8 protein-coding genes, 1 tRNA gene and 2 rRNA genes are annotated in these 17767 nt (G+C 69.7%); 1 reads left to right on the top strand and 10 read right to left on the bottom strand.

Translation table 11 applies throughout. The features are described 5' to 3' along the window. Positions 1-25 precede the first annotated feature (25 nt). The 6 genes from pgsA to ITI46_RS17160 all read right to left on the bottom strand — a co-directional run bounded on the left by pgsA (position 26) and on the right by ITI46_RS17160 (position 13424). Positions 26-901: a CDP-diacylglycerol--glycerol-3-phosphate 3-phosphatidyltransferase gene (pgsA, locus tag ITI46_RS17185; protein ID WP_247746126.1), complete on the bottom strand. Its 876-nt coding sequence runs from the start codon at positions 899-901 to the stop codon at positions 26-28. Then, complete coding sequence (rimO, locus tag ITI46_RS17180) at positions 898-2658, bottom strand: 30S ribosomal protein S12 methylthiotransferase RimO (protein ID WP_247746125.1); 1761 nt, start codon at positions 2656-2658, stop codon at positions 898-900. Before rimO ends, pgsA begins: the two co-directional genes overlap by 4 nt. 121 nt (positions 2659-2779) lie before the next feature. Next, the gene (locus tag ITI46_RS17175; RefSeq protein ID WP_209240442.1) at positions 2780-3583 is read right to left on the bottom strand and encodes a helix-turn-helix domain-containing protein; all 804 of its coding nucleotides are present in this window, start codon (positions 3581-3583) and stop codon (positions 2780-2782) included. Between the two features lie 271 nt (positions 3584-3854). Then, a complete protein-coding gene (locus ITI46_RS17170) occupies positions 3855-6674 on the bottom strand; it encodes an FtsK/SpoIIIE family DNA translocase (RefSeq protein ID WP_209240441.1) in 2820 nt (939 codons plus the stop codon). A gap of 133 nt (positions 6675-6807) precedes the next feature. Next, complete coding sequence (locus ITI46_RS17165) at positions 6808-7503, bottom strand: response regulator (RefSeq protein WP_209240440.1); 696 nt, start codon at positions 7501-7503, stop codon at positions 6808-6810. A 248-nt stretch (positions 7504-7751) separates the two neighbouring features. Further along, on the bottom strand, positions 7752-13424 hold the full coding sequence (locus ITI46_RS17160) for a HAMP domain-containing protein (RefSeq protein WP_209240439.1): 5673 nt from the start codon (positions 13422-13424) through the stop codon (positions 7752-7754). Between the two features lie 458 nt (positions 13425-13882). Here ITI46_RS17160 and ITI46_RS17155 point away from each other — a divergent pair, with 458 nt between their 5' ends. Beyond that, positions 13883-16504, top strand: coding sequence for a SpoIIE family protein phosphatase (locus ITI46_RS17155; protein WP_209240438.1), 2622 nt, complete (start codon positions 13883-13885; stop codon positions 16502-16504). 52 nt (positions 16505-16556) lie between these two features. Here ITI46_RS17155 and ITI46_RS17150 read toward each other — a convergent pair. From ITI46_RS17150 to ITI46_RS17135, 4 genes are all read right to left on the bottom strand, one after another. Beyond that, a tRNA-Thr gene (locus tag ITI46_RS17150) sits at positions 16557-16632 on the bottom strand. Positions 16633-16699: 67 nt separating this feature from the next. Continuing rightward, on the bottom strand, positions 16700-17404 hold the full coding sequence (locus tag ITI46_RS17145; RefSeq protein WP_209240437.1) for a DegT/DnrJ/EryC1/StrS family aminotransferase: 705 nt from the start codon (positions 17402-17404) through the stop codon (positions 16700-16702). A 98-nt stretch (positions 17405-17502) separates the two neighbouring features. Further along, positions 17503-17619 (bottom strand): 5S ribosomal RNA (gene rrf / locus ITI46_RS17140). A gap of 61 nt (positions 17620-17680) precedes the next feature. Next, a 23S ribosomal RNA gene (locus tag ITI46_RS17135) occupies positions 17681-17767 on the bottom strand; the annotation flags it as partial.

Below are 17767 nucleotides of genomic sequence, written 5' to 3'. Positions count from 1 at the left end.
CTACCGACCCGAGATTTCACGTCGCTCAGGACCGTTCACCCCCCGCGTTCCCCTCGCCTCCCTGGTTTACTTCGTTCCCGGCGGTTGCGGCGTTACTGCCGATCGCTGCTGCGCTGCCGTCGCCACAGCCGTCGGCCGCTGCCGCGCCTCCCTCGCCGTTCCCGTCGGTCCGCTCGGTCCCGCCGGTCTCGTCAGTTCCGCCGTCCTCGGAGGCGGACGCACCGGCCCCGGCCTCCTGCGCAGCCCCGGCCTTCTCGGCAGCCTCAGCGTTCTCGGCCGCCAGCCCGGCCCGGCGCAGCACGACGGCTTGCCGTACGTAGTCGAGGCCGGTGACGACCGTCAGGACGACAGCCACCGCCATCACCCACCAGCGGGCCGTCGCCAGCGGCCCCGTCAGCACGAGCACGTACATGCCGACGGCGACGCCCTGGGCGAGCGTCTTCAGCTTGCCGCCACGGCTGGCCGGAATCACCCCGTGCCGGATCACCCAGAACCGCAGCAGCGTGATGCCCAGTTCCCGGAAGAGGATCACACCCGTGACCCACCAGGGCAGGTCGGAGAGGATGGAGAGACAGATCAGCGCGGCGCCCATGATCGCCTTGTCCGCGATGGGGTCGGCGATCTTCCCGAAGTCCGTGACGAGGTTGTGCCGACGGGCCAGCTCACCGTCGAACAGGTCGGTGATCATGGCGATGATGAAGGCCGCCCAGGCGAACGAGCGCCAGGCCGGGTCGTGCCCGCCGTTCGCCACCATGAGCAGCACGAACCCCGGCACCAGCAGCAGTCGCACCATGGTCAGGACGTTGGCGATGTTCCACAGGCTCACAGCGCGTACGGTGCTCACCGCCTTCGGCTGGGGGGCGGTGCCACGCCGTGCCGCGGAGGCCGGGGCTCCGGTCATCTGGCTGCCTCCTCGCCCACCTGGCGAGACGCGTCACTGACAGCCGTAACGCCCACACCGGCAGCACCGGCGCGTGGGGCCGGGACAGCACCCGTCACAGCCGCCACAAGTGGCTCCGCGATCAGGTCGACGCCCTCGGCAGCGACGACCCGGGCCTCGACCATGCGGCCGACCGCCACGTCCTCACCCACGCGCGCGGCCGCCAGGCCCCGGCCCGGCTGCGCAGCCGGCAGCCCCTGGCCCGCGTACGGGCCACCGTCCGCATCCGGCCCGTCCGCCTCCGGGTACACCAGCCGCACCTGGCCGTCGGTCTCCGGGGCCTGGTGCGCACCGCGCCCCAGGGGGCCCTCTTCCTCGTCCACAGCCTCGACCAGTACCCGCACGGTCTCCCCCACACGCTCCTCGGCGCGCTGGGCGGTCAGCTCCTCGGCGAGCCGCGAGATGTACGCAAGCCGCTCCGCGACCTCGTCGGCGGGCACCTTCGCCGCGTAACCGGCGGCCTCGGTGCCCTCCTCGTCCGAGTACCCGAACACCCCGATCGCGTCCAGCCGGGCCGCGGTCAGGAAGCGCTCCAGCTCGGCGAGGTCCTGCTCGCTCTCGCCCGGGAAGCCGACGATGAAGTTGGACCGCGCACCCGCCTGCGGCGCCCGCTTGCGGATCTCCTCCAGCAGCCCGAGGAAGCGGTCGGTGTCGCCGAAGCGCCGCATCGCGCGCAGCACGCCCGGCGCCGAGTGCTGGAAGGACAGGTCGAAGTACGGTGCCACCTTCTCGGTGCCGGTGAGCACGTCGATCAGCCCCGGCCGCATCTCGGCGGGCTGCAGATAGCTCACCCGTACCCGCTCGATGCCGTCGACGGCCGCCAGCTCGGGCAGCAGCGTCTCCAGCAGCCGGATGTCGCCCAGATCCTTGCCGTACGAGGTGTTGTTCTCCGAGACGAGCATGATCTCGCGCACGCCCTGCTCGGCCAGCCATCGGGTCTCGGTGAGCACGTCGGCGGGGCGGCGGGAGATGAAGGAGCCACGGAAGGACGGAATGGCGCAGAAGGAGCAGCGCCGGTCGCAGCCGGAGGCGAGCTTGACGGAGGCCACGGGGCTGCTGCCCAGCCGCCGCCGCAGCGGAGCACGCGGACCGGAGGCAGGCGCGACCCCCGCGGGCAGATCCGCCGGAGCGGACTCGGCAGCCTCCGCCACCTTGGCCGCACCAGCCGCACCGGCCGCCTCGACGGCACCCGCCGTCCCAGCAGCCCCTTCCGCCTGGGAGCCCCCGGACCCTGCGCCACCGTGCCCGGGTAGCGCGACGGCGGCGCCCTGGCGCTCGGCGGGGCTCACGGGCAGCAGCTTGCGCCGGTCGCGCGGGACGTGCGGCGCGTGCACACCGCCGCTCAGGATCGTCTGGAGCCGGTCGGAGATGTCGGCGTAGTCGTCGAAGCCGAGAACGCCGTCCGCCTCCGGCAGCGCGTCGGCGAGCTCCTTGCCGTACCGCTCGGCCATACAGCCGACAGCCACCACGGCCTGGGTTCTGCCCTCGCCCTGACGGGCCGCGCTCTTGAGGTCGTTGGCCTCCAGCAGCGCGTCGACGGAGTCCTTCTTGGCGGCCTCCACGAAGCCGCAGGTGTTGACGACGGCGACATCGGCCTCGGCGGCGTCCTCGACGAGGTCCCAGCCATCCGCCGCCAGGCGGCCTGCGAGCTCTTCCGAGTCCACCTCGTTACGTGCGCAGCCGAGAGTGACAAGGGCGACGGTACGGCGTTCGGGCATGCGCTCAGCCTACTTCGTCCCGTCAGCACCGCCCGCCGCCAGGTCGCAGCCGCCCAGCTCACCGGCCCGGACGGGATTCCTCGCCTGCGGACCTTCGGCCGGGCCGACGACCGGTATGGCCTCAGCCGGCCTCCGGGTCGCCGCGGGTGTAGCTGAGCCGCTGCACCTGCCCGACCTCGCCCGCGTGCTTGACCTGCTTGCCGTTGACGTACAGCTTCACGCCGCCCGCGTTGCCGAGCACGAGGTCGAGGCGCTTGTCGTCGGTGAGGGTCTTGGACTGGCCCTCCTTGAGCACTCCTTCGTGGACCAGCCGCCCGTTGTGGTCCTTGGCGGAGACCCAGCTGTTGCCCTTCTCCGCGGTCATCCGCACGGTGACCTTGTCGGCAGGTGCCCCCGCGATGGCGCTCTCGGAGGGCTTGGGGTCACTCGTCTTGGATGGTGACGGCTTGCCGGAGGCGCCCTTGGAGGGTTCCGAGGACGGCGCCTCCTCGGCGGCCTGCTTGCCGGAGTCCTCCCCGCCACCGCTGACCAGGGTGAAGCCGACGAAACCGATCACCGCGACGATGGCGGCGACCATGGCAGCGGTCCAGTTGGGCCTGCGCGGCTCGGGGCGGATGCGCTCGGCCTCGAACAGTGTGGCGGCCGCGGTCGGCTCGGGACGGCCACCGTGTTCCTCGTCGTACTGCGCGACCAGGGCGGCGCCGTCGAGTCCGACAGCGCGCGCGAGAGTGCGGATGTGCCCGCGCGCGTACACGTCCCCACCGCACCGGGAAAAGTCGTCCTGCTCGATCGCCTGCACGATCGGGACTCGCACCCGCGTGGAGCTACTGATCTCTTCGACGGTCAACCGTGCGTCGATACGGGCCTGCTGGAGGGCTCGACCGACCGGGGGCCGGTCCTCTTCGGGGGAGTTGCCGATGGACACGGGGGCGCCTTTCGAGCGTGTAGCCACCTGCTGGATGTTCAGTCTAGGGGCGGGGTAAAAGGGTGGGGCAAGCGGGCGGAGCAACTTTGTACGCCATATGTATGGCGTACGTATGACCGAGCTGCGCCTGGTGGGCGCCCGCACGAACCGGGTGCGCCGACGCCTGAGCCGTCCCTTCCCTCAACTTGACGTATAGACCACGGAAACGGTTGCCTCGCTCGCCCTTTCGAGTGAGCTGTGCCGCCCATGCAGCCGGTGTCGCGGGGCCTGTCTACTCGCCGCCCCTGATGGCCGCGAGCACCCCGTCCAGCTCGTCGGGCTTGACCAGTACGTCCCGCGCCTTGGAGCCCTCGCTGGGGCCGACCACGCCCCGTGACTCCATCAGGTCCATCAGCCGCCCGGCCTTGGCGAAGCCCACCCGCAGCTTGCGCTGGAGCATCGAGGTCGAGCCGAACTGGGTGGAGACGACCAGCTCCGCCGCCTGGCAGAGCAGATCCATGTCGTCGCCGATCTCCTCGTCGATCTCCTTCTTCTTGCCCTGGCCACCGGTCACGTCCTCCCGGAAGACCGGCGTCATCTGCGCCTTGCAGTGCTCGACGACCGATTGGACCTCGCGCTCGTTGACGTAGGCGCCCTGCATCCGGATCGGCTTGCTGGCGCCCATCGGCAGGAACAGCCCGTCGCCCTTGCCGATGAGCTTCTCCGCGCCGCCCTGGTCGAGGATGACGCGGCTGTCGGCGAGGGAGGAGGTGGAGAAACCGAGCCGGGAAGGGACGTTGGCCTTGATGAGGCCGGTGACGACATCGACCGACGGCCGCTGGGTCGCCAGCACCAGGTGGATGCCGGCGGCCCGCGCCAGCTGGGTGATCCGTACGATCGCGTCCTCGACGTCGCGCGGCGCCACCATCATCAGGTCCGCCAGCTCGTCCACGATCACCAGCAGATACGGGTACGGCGTCAGCTCCCGTTCGCTGCCCTCCGGGGCCTGGACCCGGCCGGCGCGCACCGCGTCGTTGAAGTCGTCGATGTGGCGGAATCCGAACGCCGCCAGGTCGTCGTAGCGCAGGTCCATCTCCCGGACGACCCACTGCAGCGCCTCGGCGGCCTTCTTCGGGTTGGTGATGATCGGCGTGATCAGGTGCGGGATGCCCTCGTAGGCGGTCAGCTCGACCCGCTTGGGGTCCACGAGCACCATCCGGACGTCCTCCGGAGTGGCCCGGGCCATCACGGAGGTGATGAGGCAGTTGATGCAGGAGGACTTGCCCGAGCCGGTGGCACCCGCGACCAGGATGTGCGGCATCTTCGCCAGGTTGGCCGAGACATAGCCGCCTTCGACATCCTTGCCGAGCCCGACCAGCAGCGGGTGTTCCTCGCCCGCGGCCTCGGCGGAGCGCAGCACGTCCCCGAGGTTGACCATCTCCCGGTCGCTGTTGGGAATCTCGATGCCCACGGCGGACTTGCCCGGGATCGGGTTGATGATGCGTACGTCGGGGCTGGCGACGGCGTACGCGATGTTCTTGGCCAGCGCCGTGATCTTCTCGACCTTCACGCCGGGCCCCAGCTCGACCTCGTAGCGGGTGACGGTCGGGCCGCGGGTGAAGCCGGTGACTGCCGCGTCCACCTTGAACTCGGTGAAGACGGTGGTCAGCGACTGCACCACCTGGTCGTTGGCGGCGCTGCGCGAGCGGCCGGGTCCGCCGCGCTCCAGCAGATCCAGCGACGGCAGCGCGTAGGTGATGTCCCCGGCCAGCTGCAGCTGTTCGGCGCGCGGGGGCAGTTCTCCGGGCTCCGGGGGCGTCGGTTCCTTGGTCAGGTCCCGCACCGGGGTCCGCTCGGTGAGCTCGTTGTCGGCCGGGGCGGCGTACTGGGCGTGACCGGCCCGCACGCCGTTCTCGGCATCTTCACCCCGGGCGCCCGGTACGGCGGGCTCCGCGTCCCCTCCCCGGCGCTTCCTGCTCCGCGACTTGGCGACCGAGGTGGTCAGGTCGGCCACGACCGGCGAGGGCTGGATGCCGTTGACGACCGCGCCGTCCAGCGAGGCAGCGGCTGCGGCGGCCACATCGACGGCGTCCAGCGTGCGTTCCGTCTCGCCCGCGCTCGCGCTGACCGCAACGCCGTCCTCGGGCAGCGGCTCCTGCGTCCCGGCGCCCCGCCTGCCCTGCCGGCCGGCCCGCCGACGGCGGTCGAGCGCTTCCTTCTCGGCGAGCGCGGGTGCGAGATGTTCCTTGCGCATGCTGTGCGCACGCCGCCCGCCTGCCGGTGCTTCCTCCTCGTCCGGCTCCGCGTCGTAGTCGTAGCCGGCCACCGGCTGGACGAGGCCGAGCCGGACCCCGGCGGCGCGCAGCCGCTGCGGAATGGCGTTGACCGGCGTGGCCGTCACGACCAGCAGCCCGAAGACGGTGACGAGGGCGAGCAGCGCCACCGCCAGCATCTCGCCCATGGTGACGATCAGCGGCCGGGAGACCCCCCAGCCGATCAGCCCGCCCGCGTCGCGCAGCGCGTCGTCGCCCTCGCCCCTGCCGGGCGCGCCGCAGCCGATGTGGACCAGCCCCAGCACACCGATGAGCAGCGCCGAAAGCCCGATCACAATACGGCCGTTGGCCTCGGGCTTCTCCGGGTGGCGGATCAGCCGCACGGAGATGACGCCGAGCAAAATCGGCACCAGCAGATCCAGCCTGCCGAACGCGCCGGTCACCAGCATCTCCACCAGATCGCCGACCGGGCCCTGGAGGTTGGACCAGGTGCCCGCTGCGACGATGAGCGCGATCCCGAGCAGCAGCAGCGCCAGTCCGTCCTTGCGGTGTGCCGGATCCAGCGCCTTGCCGCTGCGTCCTATGCCGCGGAGGACGGCGCCGACGGCGTGCGCGAGACCGAGCCAGCACGCCTTCAGCACCTTGAGGACGCCACTGGTGGGGGACGGTGCCCCCTTGCCCTTGCCGGCGCCCTTGCCGCCCTTGGCCGCGGTCTTCTTGGCGGGTGCCTTCTTGGGCGGCGCCTTCTTCGCCGGGGCCGCCTTCGCGGCTTTCGGGGCAGCCTTTTTCGCGGGCGCTTTCTTGGCAGCCTTTCCAGTTCCCGACGCGCGTGAGGCCATAGGTGTGAGGTTACCTGTGCCGGGCACCCGAGGCACGGATGCCCGGGGGCCACTCCTGCACCAGTGCCCAGTTACGGACGCGGCGTCAGTTCCGGGAGGAAGGAACGGGTCAGCGCTGCGAGGGGACGGCGGGTCAGTTCTGCGAGGGGACCTGGGGCGAGGGGTCACCGTCCGCGCCCGGCCCCAGCGCGTCAAGTGCGCTGCGCAGCCCGGCCAGTTTGCGCTCCAGATGTGCGGCGGTGGCGACTGTCGCGGCGTCAGCCGAGTCGCCCAGCTGCTTGGTGAGGGCTTCGGCCTGCTCCTCCACGGCGGCCAGCCGCGCGGAGAGCTCGACCAGCAGGCCCTGCGCCTCGTCGCTGTCCTCGGCGCCGCCGGGACGCCGCTCGGCGCCGTTGCCCTCCAACTGGAGCCGCAGCAGCGAAGCCTGCTCACGCAGTTGAACGTTCTTCATGTAGAGGTCGACGAAGACCGAGACCTTCGCCCGCAGCACCCAGGGGTCGAACGGCTTGGAGATGTAGTCGACCGCACCGGCCGCGTAGCCGCGGAAGGTGTGGTGCGGGCCGTGGTTGATGGCCGTCAGGAAGATGATCGGAATGTCGCGGGTGCGCTCACGGCGCTTGATATGGGCGGCCGTCTCGAAGCCGTCCATCCCTGGCATCTGGACATCCAGCAGAATGACCGCGAAGTCGTCCGTCAGCAGCGCTTTGAGCGCTTCCTCCCCTGACGATGCCCGTACCAGCGTCTGATCGAGCGCGGAGAGAATGGCCTCCAGCGCCAGCAGATTCTCCGGCCGGTCATCGACCAGGAGGATCTTGGCCTTCTGCACCATGGCCCGTCCTCCTCGCCCCGGCAGCCTTTCGGACGCCGCCCCTGGGAGCGGCCTCCTGTCGCCGCCGCCCGTCCTTGTGCCGGTCATGGTAGCCGCACCCTGCGGTCCGCCACACCCTGTCACCGTGATGTCACTGTGCACGTAGCAGAAACGCCCCAGGGGACCAAAAGGTTCCCGCTTTACCGTGTTTCCACACGCGCTTGACCACACTGCGTCAACACGTGGCCTTCATCGACACGGTGTCATATTCACCCGCCATCCATCCACCGCCTCATGACATCCAGCAGGTGATCAGTATCCACCGGCTTGGTGACGTAGTCCGAAGCACCCGACTCGATGCTCTTCTCCCGGTCGCCCTTCATCGCCTTCGCGGTCAGCGCGATGATCGGGAGCCCGGCGAACTGCGGCATCTTGCGGATGGCCGCCGTCGTGGCGTAACCGTCCATCTCCGGCATCATGATGTCCATCAGCACCACGGCTGCGTCGTCGTGCTGTTCGAGCACCTCGATGCCCTCCCGGCCGTTCTCGGCGTAGAGCACCTGCAGGCCGTGCTGCTCCAGCACGCTGGTGAGCGCGAAGACGTTGCGGATGTCGTCATCGACGATGAGCACCTTCCGGCCGGCCAGATCTCCGGCCTCCCCCGCACCGGGTGACGGCGCCTGCTGGTCACCCTGCGTAGCCACTCCCCTGCCGAGTTCCTCGGCGGCCCTGCCGGCGGTGTCGGCCACCGCCCCTCCGGGCTGCCCGCCGGGCGCGGCGGCCCGGGGCGGCGCCCCGTTGCCGCCCGGCCCTGCCCCGTTGGCCGTCCCGCTGACCGTCCCTGCGCCGTTCTCGGCCGACGGGGGCGACGGGCGGGCCTCCGGGGGCAGTTCGGGCTGCGCCTGCCCGCTGGCGTCCCGCAGCCGCCGTCGGTCGGCCAGTGAGTGGGCCGCCTCCTCCGCGGTCTGCTCCGGGGCCGTGGAGGGCGTCTCGGCCGCCTCGCCGGGTGACCGCTGCTCCGCCTCTTCGGGCTCGGCCGCCGCTGCGGTTGTCCGCGCCTCGGGGAGGGCCAGCGGGGCGCTGGACGCGAGCTGCCCGTAGCCCTGCGGGGGCAGCTCAGTGGGGTGCAGCGGCAGGTAGAGGGTGAAGGTGGAACCGCGGCCCGGCTCGCTGACCGCGTGGATCTCGCCGCCCAGCAGCCGCGCGATCTCCCGGCTGATGGACAGCCCCAGGCCCGTGCCGCCGTACTTGCGCGAGGTGGTGCCGTCCGCCTGCTTGAACGCCTCGAAGATGACCCGCATCTTGCTCTGCGCGATGCCGATACCGGTGTCCGTCACCGAGAAAGCGATCAGCTCCGAGTCCGGATCCCGCAGCGAGCCGTGCTCGAGCATCTGCTCCCGGATCGCGTCGGGCACATCCGAACGGGCCGAACGGATCACCAACTCGACGGCGCCGCTGTCGGTGAACTTCACCGCGTTGGACAGCAGGTTGCGCAGCACTTGGAGCAGCCGCTGCTCATCGGTGTGGAGCGTGGCCGGCAGCTCCGGCGAGACGCTCACCGAGAAGTCCAGCCCCTTCTCCACCGTCAGCGGCCGGAAAGTGGCCTCCACATAGTCGACCAGTTGCACCAGTGCGATCCGCGTCGGGCTGACATCCATCTTGCCCGCCTCGACCTTCGACAGATCGAGGATGTCGTTGATCAGCTGCAGCAGGTCGGAGCCCGCTCCGTGGATGGTCTCGGCGAACTCGACCTGCTTGGGCGAGAGATTGCTCTCCGCGTTGTCCGCCAGCAGCTTGGCCAGGATCAGCAGCGAGTTGAGCGGCGTGCGCAACTCGTGCGACATGTTGGCCAGGAACTCCGACTTGTAGCGCATCGAAACGGACAGCTGCTCGGCACGCTCCTCCAGGACCTGCCGCGCCTCTTCGATCTCGCGGTTCTTGATCTCGATGTCGCTGTTGGTCTGGGCGAGCTGTTCGGCCTTCTCCTCCAGCGCCGCGTTGGACTCCTGGAGGGCTTTCTGCCGGTTCTCCAGCTCCGCGGAGCGCTCCTTCAACTGCGCCGTCAGCTCCTGCGACTGCTCCAGCAGCCGCTCGGTACGCATGTTGACGCTGATGGTGTTGACGCTCGTGGCGATCATCTCGGCGATCTGGTTGAGGAAGTCCTTCTGGATCTGCCCGAACGGCTGGAAGGACGCCAGCTCGATCACGCCGAGCACCGTGCCCTCGAAGATGACGGGCAGCACCACCAGATGCGCGGGCGGCGCCTCACCGAGCCCCGAGGAGATCTTCAGATAGCCCGGCGGCACATTGCCCATCTCGATGGTGCGCTTCTCCTTCGCCGCCGTGCCGACCAGTGACTCGCCGGGCAGGAAGGAGGTGGGCATGCTGTCGGTGCAGTAGCCGTAACTGCCCAGCATCCGCAGCTCGTACTTGCCGTCCTCGCCGGGCCCCGCACCGACGCCGACCGCGCCCTCCGGGGTGCCCTCCGGCAGCGAGATGAAGAACGCGCCGTGCTGCGCGGAGACCACAGGCGTCAGCTCGCTCATGATGAGCCCCGCCACGTCCCGCAGGTCGCGGCGGCCCTGCATCAGCCCGGAGATGCGTGCCAGGTTCCCCTTGAGCCAGTCCTGCTCCTGGTTGGCCTGCGTGGTGTCCCGCAGGTTGGCGATCATCGTGTTGATGTAGCCCTGCAGCTCCAGGATCTCGCCGGCCGCCTCCACGTCGATACGGACGTTGTGGTCGCCCCGGGTCACCGCGGTGGCGACCTCGGCGATCGCCCGCACCTGACGGGTGAGGTTGCCCGCCATCTCGTTGACGGAGTCGGTCAGGTCCTTCCACGTACCGGCGACGCCCGGCACGCGCGCCTGACCGCCCAACTGGCCCTCGGTGCCCACCTCGCGGGCCACTCGGGTCACCTGCTCGGCGAACGACGACAGCTGGTCGACCATCGTGTTGATCGTCGTCTTCAGCTGCAGGATCTCGCCGTTGGCCTCGATGTCGATCTTCTTGGTCAGATCGCCCTTGGCGATGGCGGTCGTGACCATGGCGATCTGCCGCACCTGGCCGGTCAGGTTGGAGGCCATGGAGTTCACGGACTCCGTCAGGTCCTTCCACGTACCCGCGACGCCCTGCACCCGCGCCTGACCGCCCAGCACACCGTCGGTGCCCACCTCGCGGGCCACCCTGGTCACCTGCTCGGCGAACGACGAGAGCGTGGTGACCATCGTGTTGACGGTGTCCGCGAGCTGCGCCACCTCACCGCTGGCCTCGACGGTGACCTTCTTGGTGAGATCACCGCCCGCGACCGCCGTGGCGACCTGGGAGATGTTGCGCACCTGGCTGGTCAGGTTGTTCGCCATGATGTTGACGTTGTCGGTCAGGTCCTTCCAGATACCCGACACGTCACGCACCCGCGCCTGGCCGCCGAGGATGCCCTCGGTGCCCACCTCACGGGCCACTCGGGTCACCTGCTCGGCGAACGAGGAGAGCGTGTCCACCATGGTGTTGACGGTCGTCACCAGGGCCAGGACCTCGCCCTTGGCGTCGACGGTGATCTTCTTGGACAGGTCGCCCTGTGCGACAGCGGTGGTGACCTCGGCGATGTTGCGGACCTGAGAAGTCAGGTTGTTCGCCATGAAGTTCACGGACTGCGTGAGGTCCTTCCAGGTGCCCGAGACACCCTTGACCTCCGCCTGGCCGCCCAGGATGCCCTCCGTGCCCACCTCGCGGGCGACCCGGGTGACCTCCTCGGCGAACGACGAGAGCTGGTCGACCATCGTGTTCAGTGTGGTCTTCAGCTCCAGGATCTCGCCGCGTGCGTCCACATCGATCTTCTGCGACAGATCACCGCGCGCGACCGCGGTCGCCACCTGCGAGATGTTGCGCACCTGGCTGGTCAGATTGCCCGCCATACCGTTCACAGAGTCGGTCAGATCGCGCCACACACCGGCGACCCCCGGCACCTGGGCCTGACCGCCCAGCCTGCCCTCCGTACCGACCTCCCGGGCCACCCGCGTGACCTGGTCGGCGAACGCTGAGAGCTGGTCGACCATCGTGTTGATGGTGTTCTTCAGCTCCAGGATCTCGCCGCGTGCATCGACCTCGATCTTCTGCGAGAGGTCACCCCGCGCGACCGCCGTCGTCACCTGGGCGATCTGCCGCACCTGGGACGTCAGATTGTTGGCCATGAAGTTGACGGAGTTCGTCAGGTCCTTCCAGGTGCCCGAGACACCATCCACCCGCGCCTGACCGCCCAGCCGGCCCTCGGTGCCCACGTCCCGGGCCATCCTGGTCACCTGCTCGGCGAAGGACGACAGCTGGTCCACCATCGTGTTCACGGTGTTCTTCAGCTGAAGCATCTCGCCGGAGACGTCGACGGTGACCTTCTGCGACAGATCACCGTTCGCCACCGCCGTCGTCACCTGCGCAATGTTGCGCACCTGACCGGTCAGATTGCGGAACGCGGTGTTGACCGAATCGGTCAGATCCTTCCAAGTGCCTGCCGCTCCTGGCACAGCCGCCTGGCCGCCCAACTCACCCTCGACGCCGATCTCCCGCGCGACGCGGGTCACCTCGGCGCCGAACGCGGAGAGCTGGTCCACCATCGTGTTGACGGTGTTCTTCAACTCCTGCATCTCGCCGGAGACATCCACGGTGACCTTCTGCGACAGATCACCGTTCGCCACCGCCGTCGTCACCTGCGCGATGTCCCGCACCTGAGCGGTCAGATTGCGGAAGGCCGAGTTGACCGAATCGGTCAGATCCTTCCAGATTCCGGCCGCGCCCGGGACGACCGCCTGGCCGCCCAGTACACCGTCCGTACCGACCTCGCTCGCCGCCCGGGTGACCTCGTCCGCGAGCGTGCGCAGCGTGTCCGTCATCGCATTGATCGTCTCGGCGAGCTGCGCCACCTCGCCCCGCGCGTTCACGGTGATCTTCTGCGACAGGTCACCGTTGGCGACCGCCGTCGTCACCTGGGCGATCTCGCGCACCTGGGAGGTCAGATTCCCGGCCATCAGGTTGACGGAGTCCGTCAGGTCCTTCCACACGCCCGCGACGCCCTGCACCCGCGCCTGGCCGCCCAGCTCGCCCTCGGTGCCGACCTCGCGCGCGACCCGGGTCACCTCGGACTGGAAGGAGGAGAGCTGGTCGACCATCGTGTTGACGGTGTTCTTCAGCTCCAGCATCTCACCGGCGACATGAACGGTCACCTTGCGTGACAGATCACCCTTGGCGACCGCCGTCGTCACCAGCGCGATATCCCGCACCTGGGCCGTCAGCCGCGACGCCATGGTGTTGACCGAATCGGTCAGATCCTTCCAGGAACCGGACATTCCGCGCACCCGCGCCTGGCCGCCCAGCTTCCCCTCGGTGCCGACCTCGCTGGCCACCCGGGTCACCTCGTCGGTGAACGCCGAAAGCTGGTCCACCAGGCCGTTGACCGTACGCCCGACCTTCAGGAACTCCCCGCGCAGCGGGTGCCCGCCGCCCTCGGCCCCGCGCGAGCGCAGATCCATGCGCTGCTCCAGGTCACCGTCGGCTACGGCCGTCAGCACCCTCCCGACCTCGGAGACGGGCCACACCAGGTCGTCCACCAACGCGTTCGCCGCGTCGATCGCCGACGCCCAGGAGCCCTCACAGGTGCCGGTCTGCAACCGCTCTGTGAGTTTCCCCTCACGGCCCACAACCCGCCGCACCCGGGACAGCTCGCCCGTCAGATGCAGATTCTGGTCCGCGACCTCGTTGAAGACGGCGGCGATCTCGGCCATCGGGCCCTCGCCGGTCACCGTGAGCCGTCGGCGGAAGTTGCCGTCCCGCATCGCCGTGAGCCCGGTCAGCAGCTTGTTGAGGGCCGCGGCGTCCACTTCGACCGTCCCGCTCCTCCGGGACCGTCCGCCCTTCACGCGCGTGTTGCCGCTACGCGCGGTTGTGCCAGACTCCACTGCCCCTCCTGCGGGTAGACCTTCCTGCCCGGGCCCTTGCACTCCGAGCCTTCCCAGTGTTTCACCCTGCCCGAACCCGGCGATAACAGTTCGGCAGCATGGCATATCGCACTGCGTTCGCGGACCCGGAGGGAATTCACCCGCATCCGGCAGCCACTCGCCGTGGATACGTAAGTAACCTGGCACACGGCTGTCCGTTCACCCCCATGCCGGCGGGGTGCCCGACCGGGTCGAATGGGTAGGGGCTTCGCAGGGGGCAGCGGTGTGAGTACGAAGGGCGACGGAGGGGCGCTGCGGTGACGCAAGAGCAGAGCGCCGAGCGCGGGGGGCTACCGGGGGTTCCCCCGGGCGCCTTGGGCTCACAAAAAGGCCCGAAGGACGAGGCGGGGACCGTTACGGCCCTGACCGCACAGCGCACATCAGTGCGCCTGGCCGACAGGACATCCATGGGGAGACCAGTGATCACCGCCCGAGCCGCCGCCACTTTCGAGCCGGTGGGCCGGTCCGTCGCCACTGCGCGCGGCTTCGTACGCGACACCCTCCAGGGCTGGGGCCTCTCCGACATCGTGGACGACGCCGTCGTACTGACCAGCGAGCTGGTCACCAACGCCGTGGTGCACGCCGGAACGGCGGCCGAGGTGCTGTGCCTGCGGGACGAGGACGGCGTCCGCATCGAGGTCATCGACCGCTATCCGGAGCGCGAGCTGCCCCTCCAGGAAGTCAACCCGCAGCCCGCCAGCCCCGACCGCGAAGGCGGCCGCGGACTGCTGCTGGCCTCGGCACTGGCCACCCGCTGGGGCGTCGACTACACGGCGGCCGACAAGCGGGTCTGGTTCCGTCTCGACCTCCCCGAGCGCCCCGTCGGCACCCGCACGGCAGGCCCCGCGCTCCCGGACACCGCGCTGCCGGTCACCGACAGCCGCATCCGGGTGGCCGTCATCCAGGTCGACCGCAGCGGCTCGATCAGCGCCTGGAACGAGGACGCCACAGAGCTGTTCGACTACCCGGCGGAACAGGTCGTCGGCAAGCCGCTCACCGACTTCGCCGCCTGGCCGCACACCCCCGGCACCGGCACCGGCGTCGCCGAGGCACTGCGCCTCTCCCGCTGGGAGGGCTCCTACGGGATGCGCGGCTCGGACGGCCGCACCATCCCCGTCTACGCCTCCCACCTGCGCGTACGCGACAGCGCCGGCGAACCCTCCACGGTCTGCCTGCTGGTGCGCGAACACGAGCGCGCCGTGCTCCAGTCCCCGCCCCGGGTCCACTCCCACGACAACACCGGCACCGCAGGCGACTCCCAGGAGCAGTCCGCTGCCGACCCCTTCGAGGTCTTCATCGGCTCCCCGGCCCCCGACGACCTCGACGGCCTCCTCCAGCGCACCGTCGAACGTGCCAGGGACATGCTCGACGGCGACTCCGCCTACCTCCTGCTGGCCACCGACGACGAAACGGAACTGGAGGTCCGTGCCTCCACGGGCCTCCCCTCGGCCCGCCAGCGGTTCGCCCGCGTCCCCGTCGAGACCGGCAGCGGCCGCTACGGCTCGGCCCGGATGCCCTCCGTCCACGAAGACCTCACCGTCGTCCCCGGCGCAGTGCCGCTCCTGGACGGCACGGGCATGCGCTCCGTGGTCACCGTCCCCCTCAAGGTGGAAGGCAGGCTCACCGGCTCTCTCGGCGTCGCCACCGAGGCACCGGGCCGCTACACCAACGAGGAGGCGCTGCGCCTCCAGTTCGCCGCCGACCGCATCGCCCTGGCCGTCGAGCGCGCCCGCCTCACCGAGCTGGAGCGGCTGCGCCGCGGCTCGCTCTCCTTCCTGGTCGAAGCCTCCGATCTGCTCGCCGGCACCCTCGACCGCGACCAGACGCTCGCCCTGATGGCCCAGATGACGGTCCCTACGCTGGCCACCTGGTGCGCCGTCTACACCGTCGCCGACCAAGGCTCCGACCCCAAGCTCTCGTACGTACTGCACGAGGACGAGGACCGCATCGACAACCTCAAGGGCCTGCTCGCCAAGGTGGATCCGCCCGAGCCCGTCCCCACGCCCGGAGCACGCGTCTGGACGGCCCCTACCGAGGCCGCGCACTCCGCGGCCATGCGCACTTCGCTGCGCAACGTCTCGCTGGACGGCGATGACCACCAGCTCTCCGCGGGCACCAGCCTGGCCACCGCTGCGGCCGTCGGCGGCGAGACCGTCGTACTGCCCCTGGTGGCGCGCAACCGCGTCATCGGCATGCTGACCCTGGGCAAGCCCACCGACGAGCGGTTCCGCCAGGAGATCCTGGAGCTGGCCGAAGACCTCTCCCGCCGCGCCGCGCTCGCCCTGGACAACGCACGCCTCTACTCCGAACGCACCGCCATCAGCCAGTCCCTCCAGCGCAGCCTCCTGCCGCCCGAACTGCCCGACATCACAGGCGGGATCGAGCGCGAAGTCATCTACCGCGCCGCAGGCGAGGGCAACGAGGTCGGCGGTGACTTCTACGACCTCTTCGAGATCCGCGAGGGCGTCTACGGCTTCGCCATCGGAGACGTCTGCGGTACGGGCCCCGAGGCCGCGGCCGTCACCGGTCTGGCCCGGCACGCACTGCGCCTCCTCGCCCGCGAGGGCCTAGGTGGACCTGCGGTGCTGGAGCGCCTCAACACAGCGATCCTCGACGAGGGGGCGCGCAGCCGCTTCCTCACCCTCCTCTACGGGGAGATGCGCCCCCAGGAGGACGGCAGCGCCGAGCTGAAGGTCGTCTGCGCAGGCCATCCCCTGCCGCTGCGTCTCCGCCAGGACGGCACCGTCGAACCCGCCGCCGACCCCCAGCCCCTCCTCGGCGTCATGGAGGACCTGGAACTCTACGAGCAGACCGTCTCCCTCGACCCGGGGGACGTGCTGCTGTGCGTGACGGACGGCGTGACAGAACGCCGCGAGGGCACCCGCATGCTCGGCGACGACGGTTTGGCCGACGTCCTGGGCACCTGCACGGGCCTCAACGCCGGCGCGGTGGCGGCCCGCATCATGCGCGCCGTCGAGCGTTTCGCCAGCGACGCCCCCTCGGACGACATGGCAATCCTGGCCATGCGCATCCCGGAGTAGGCAGCAAGTTGAAGGCCCCCGCCATATGGCGGGGGCCTTCAACTTGCTTTTATGGAGCCCCAAAACGGAATCGAACCGTTGACCTTCTCCTTACCATGGAGACGCTCTGCCGACTGAGCTATTGGGGCGCGCCAGCGGAAGAGATCTTACCCGATCCACGGCCGTGAATCGAACTGACGCCGACGCCCCGCAGTCTCAGCTCGCGCGCTCCTGCAACAGCCCACCGAGTCCATTGCAGGCCGACACAATGCGGTGCAGATCCTTCTTCGTCATGGCCGCACTCAGCGGGAGCGACAGGCACTCCTCAGCGGCACGCTCCGCCTCCGGCAGCGGCACAGTGGGCGCGATCTTCGTGTACTGCGCATACTCCGGCAGCCGATGAGCCGGCACACGAACCGGAACATCGCATTCGATGCCCCTCATCCGCAACGCCCTACGGAAGGCGTCCCGGTCCGGCCGCCCGTTCCCGAGCACCCGCACCACATACGCCGTGAAGGCGTGCTCGGCCCTGTCCCCGGCCGTCGGCACGACGACTCCCCGCAGACGGCGCTCCAGGTACGTGGCGTACTGCCGCCGCCGCACCGCATCGATCGCGTCCGTACGGGGCAGCGGCTCCCACTCGACAACGGGAACGCCCTGCTCCGCACCCAGCTCACGCAGCTCCTTCATCGCCGCGGCGTGGCCGAAGAGGTGAACGGGAACGATCGCCGCTGTCCGCGAAGTCACCGCACGTGCTGCGGACTCGGGATCGAGGCAGTAGGAATCGGCATCGATGTCTGCGAAGACGGGCCGGGCGCCGAGCTCGCGCACGGCCTGCGCCACGTCGGCGCCGCCGAACGACGGCACTACGACCTCGTCACCTGCACCGACACCCGCTGCGGTCAACTGTGTTGTCCCCATGGTCGGATCATGTCCACGCAACATGAACTGCCGGTGACCACATACAAAAAAGTCGTGGTCCCTGAACCGACGTTCAGGGACCACGACTTCTACGTTTAGTTCGGCGGTGTCCTACTCTCCCACACACTCCCGCATGCAGTACCATCGGCGCAGTGAAGCTTAGCTTCCGGGTTCGGAATGTAACCGGGCGTTTCCCTCACGCTATGACCACCGAAACACAGCGAAACAACAACCAGGGTTGTTGTCTCAGAACCCACACAGTGGACGCGAGCCTCTATGGACAAGCCCTCGGCCTATTAGTACCGGTCACCTCCACACGTTACCGTGCTTCCAGACCCGGCCTATCAACCCCGTCATCTCCAG

The sequence above is a fragment of the Streptomyces oryzae genome, assembly GCF_017676365.1.
Taxonomy (GTDB): Bacteria; Actinomycetota; Actinomycetes; order Streptomycetales; family Streptomycetaceae; genus Streptomyces; species Streptomyces oryzae.
This window is presented reverse-complemented; position numbering and strand designations above follow the sequence as displayed.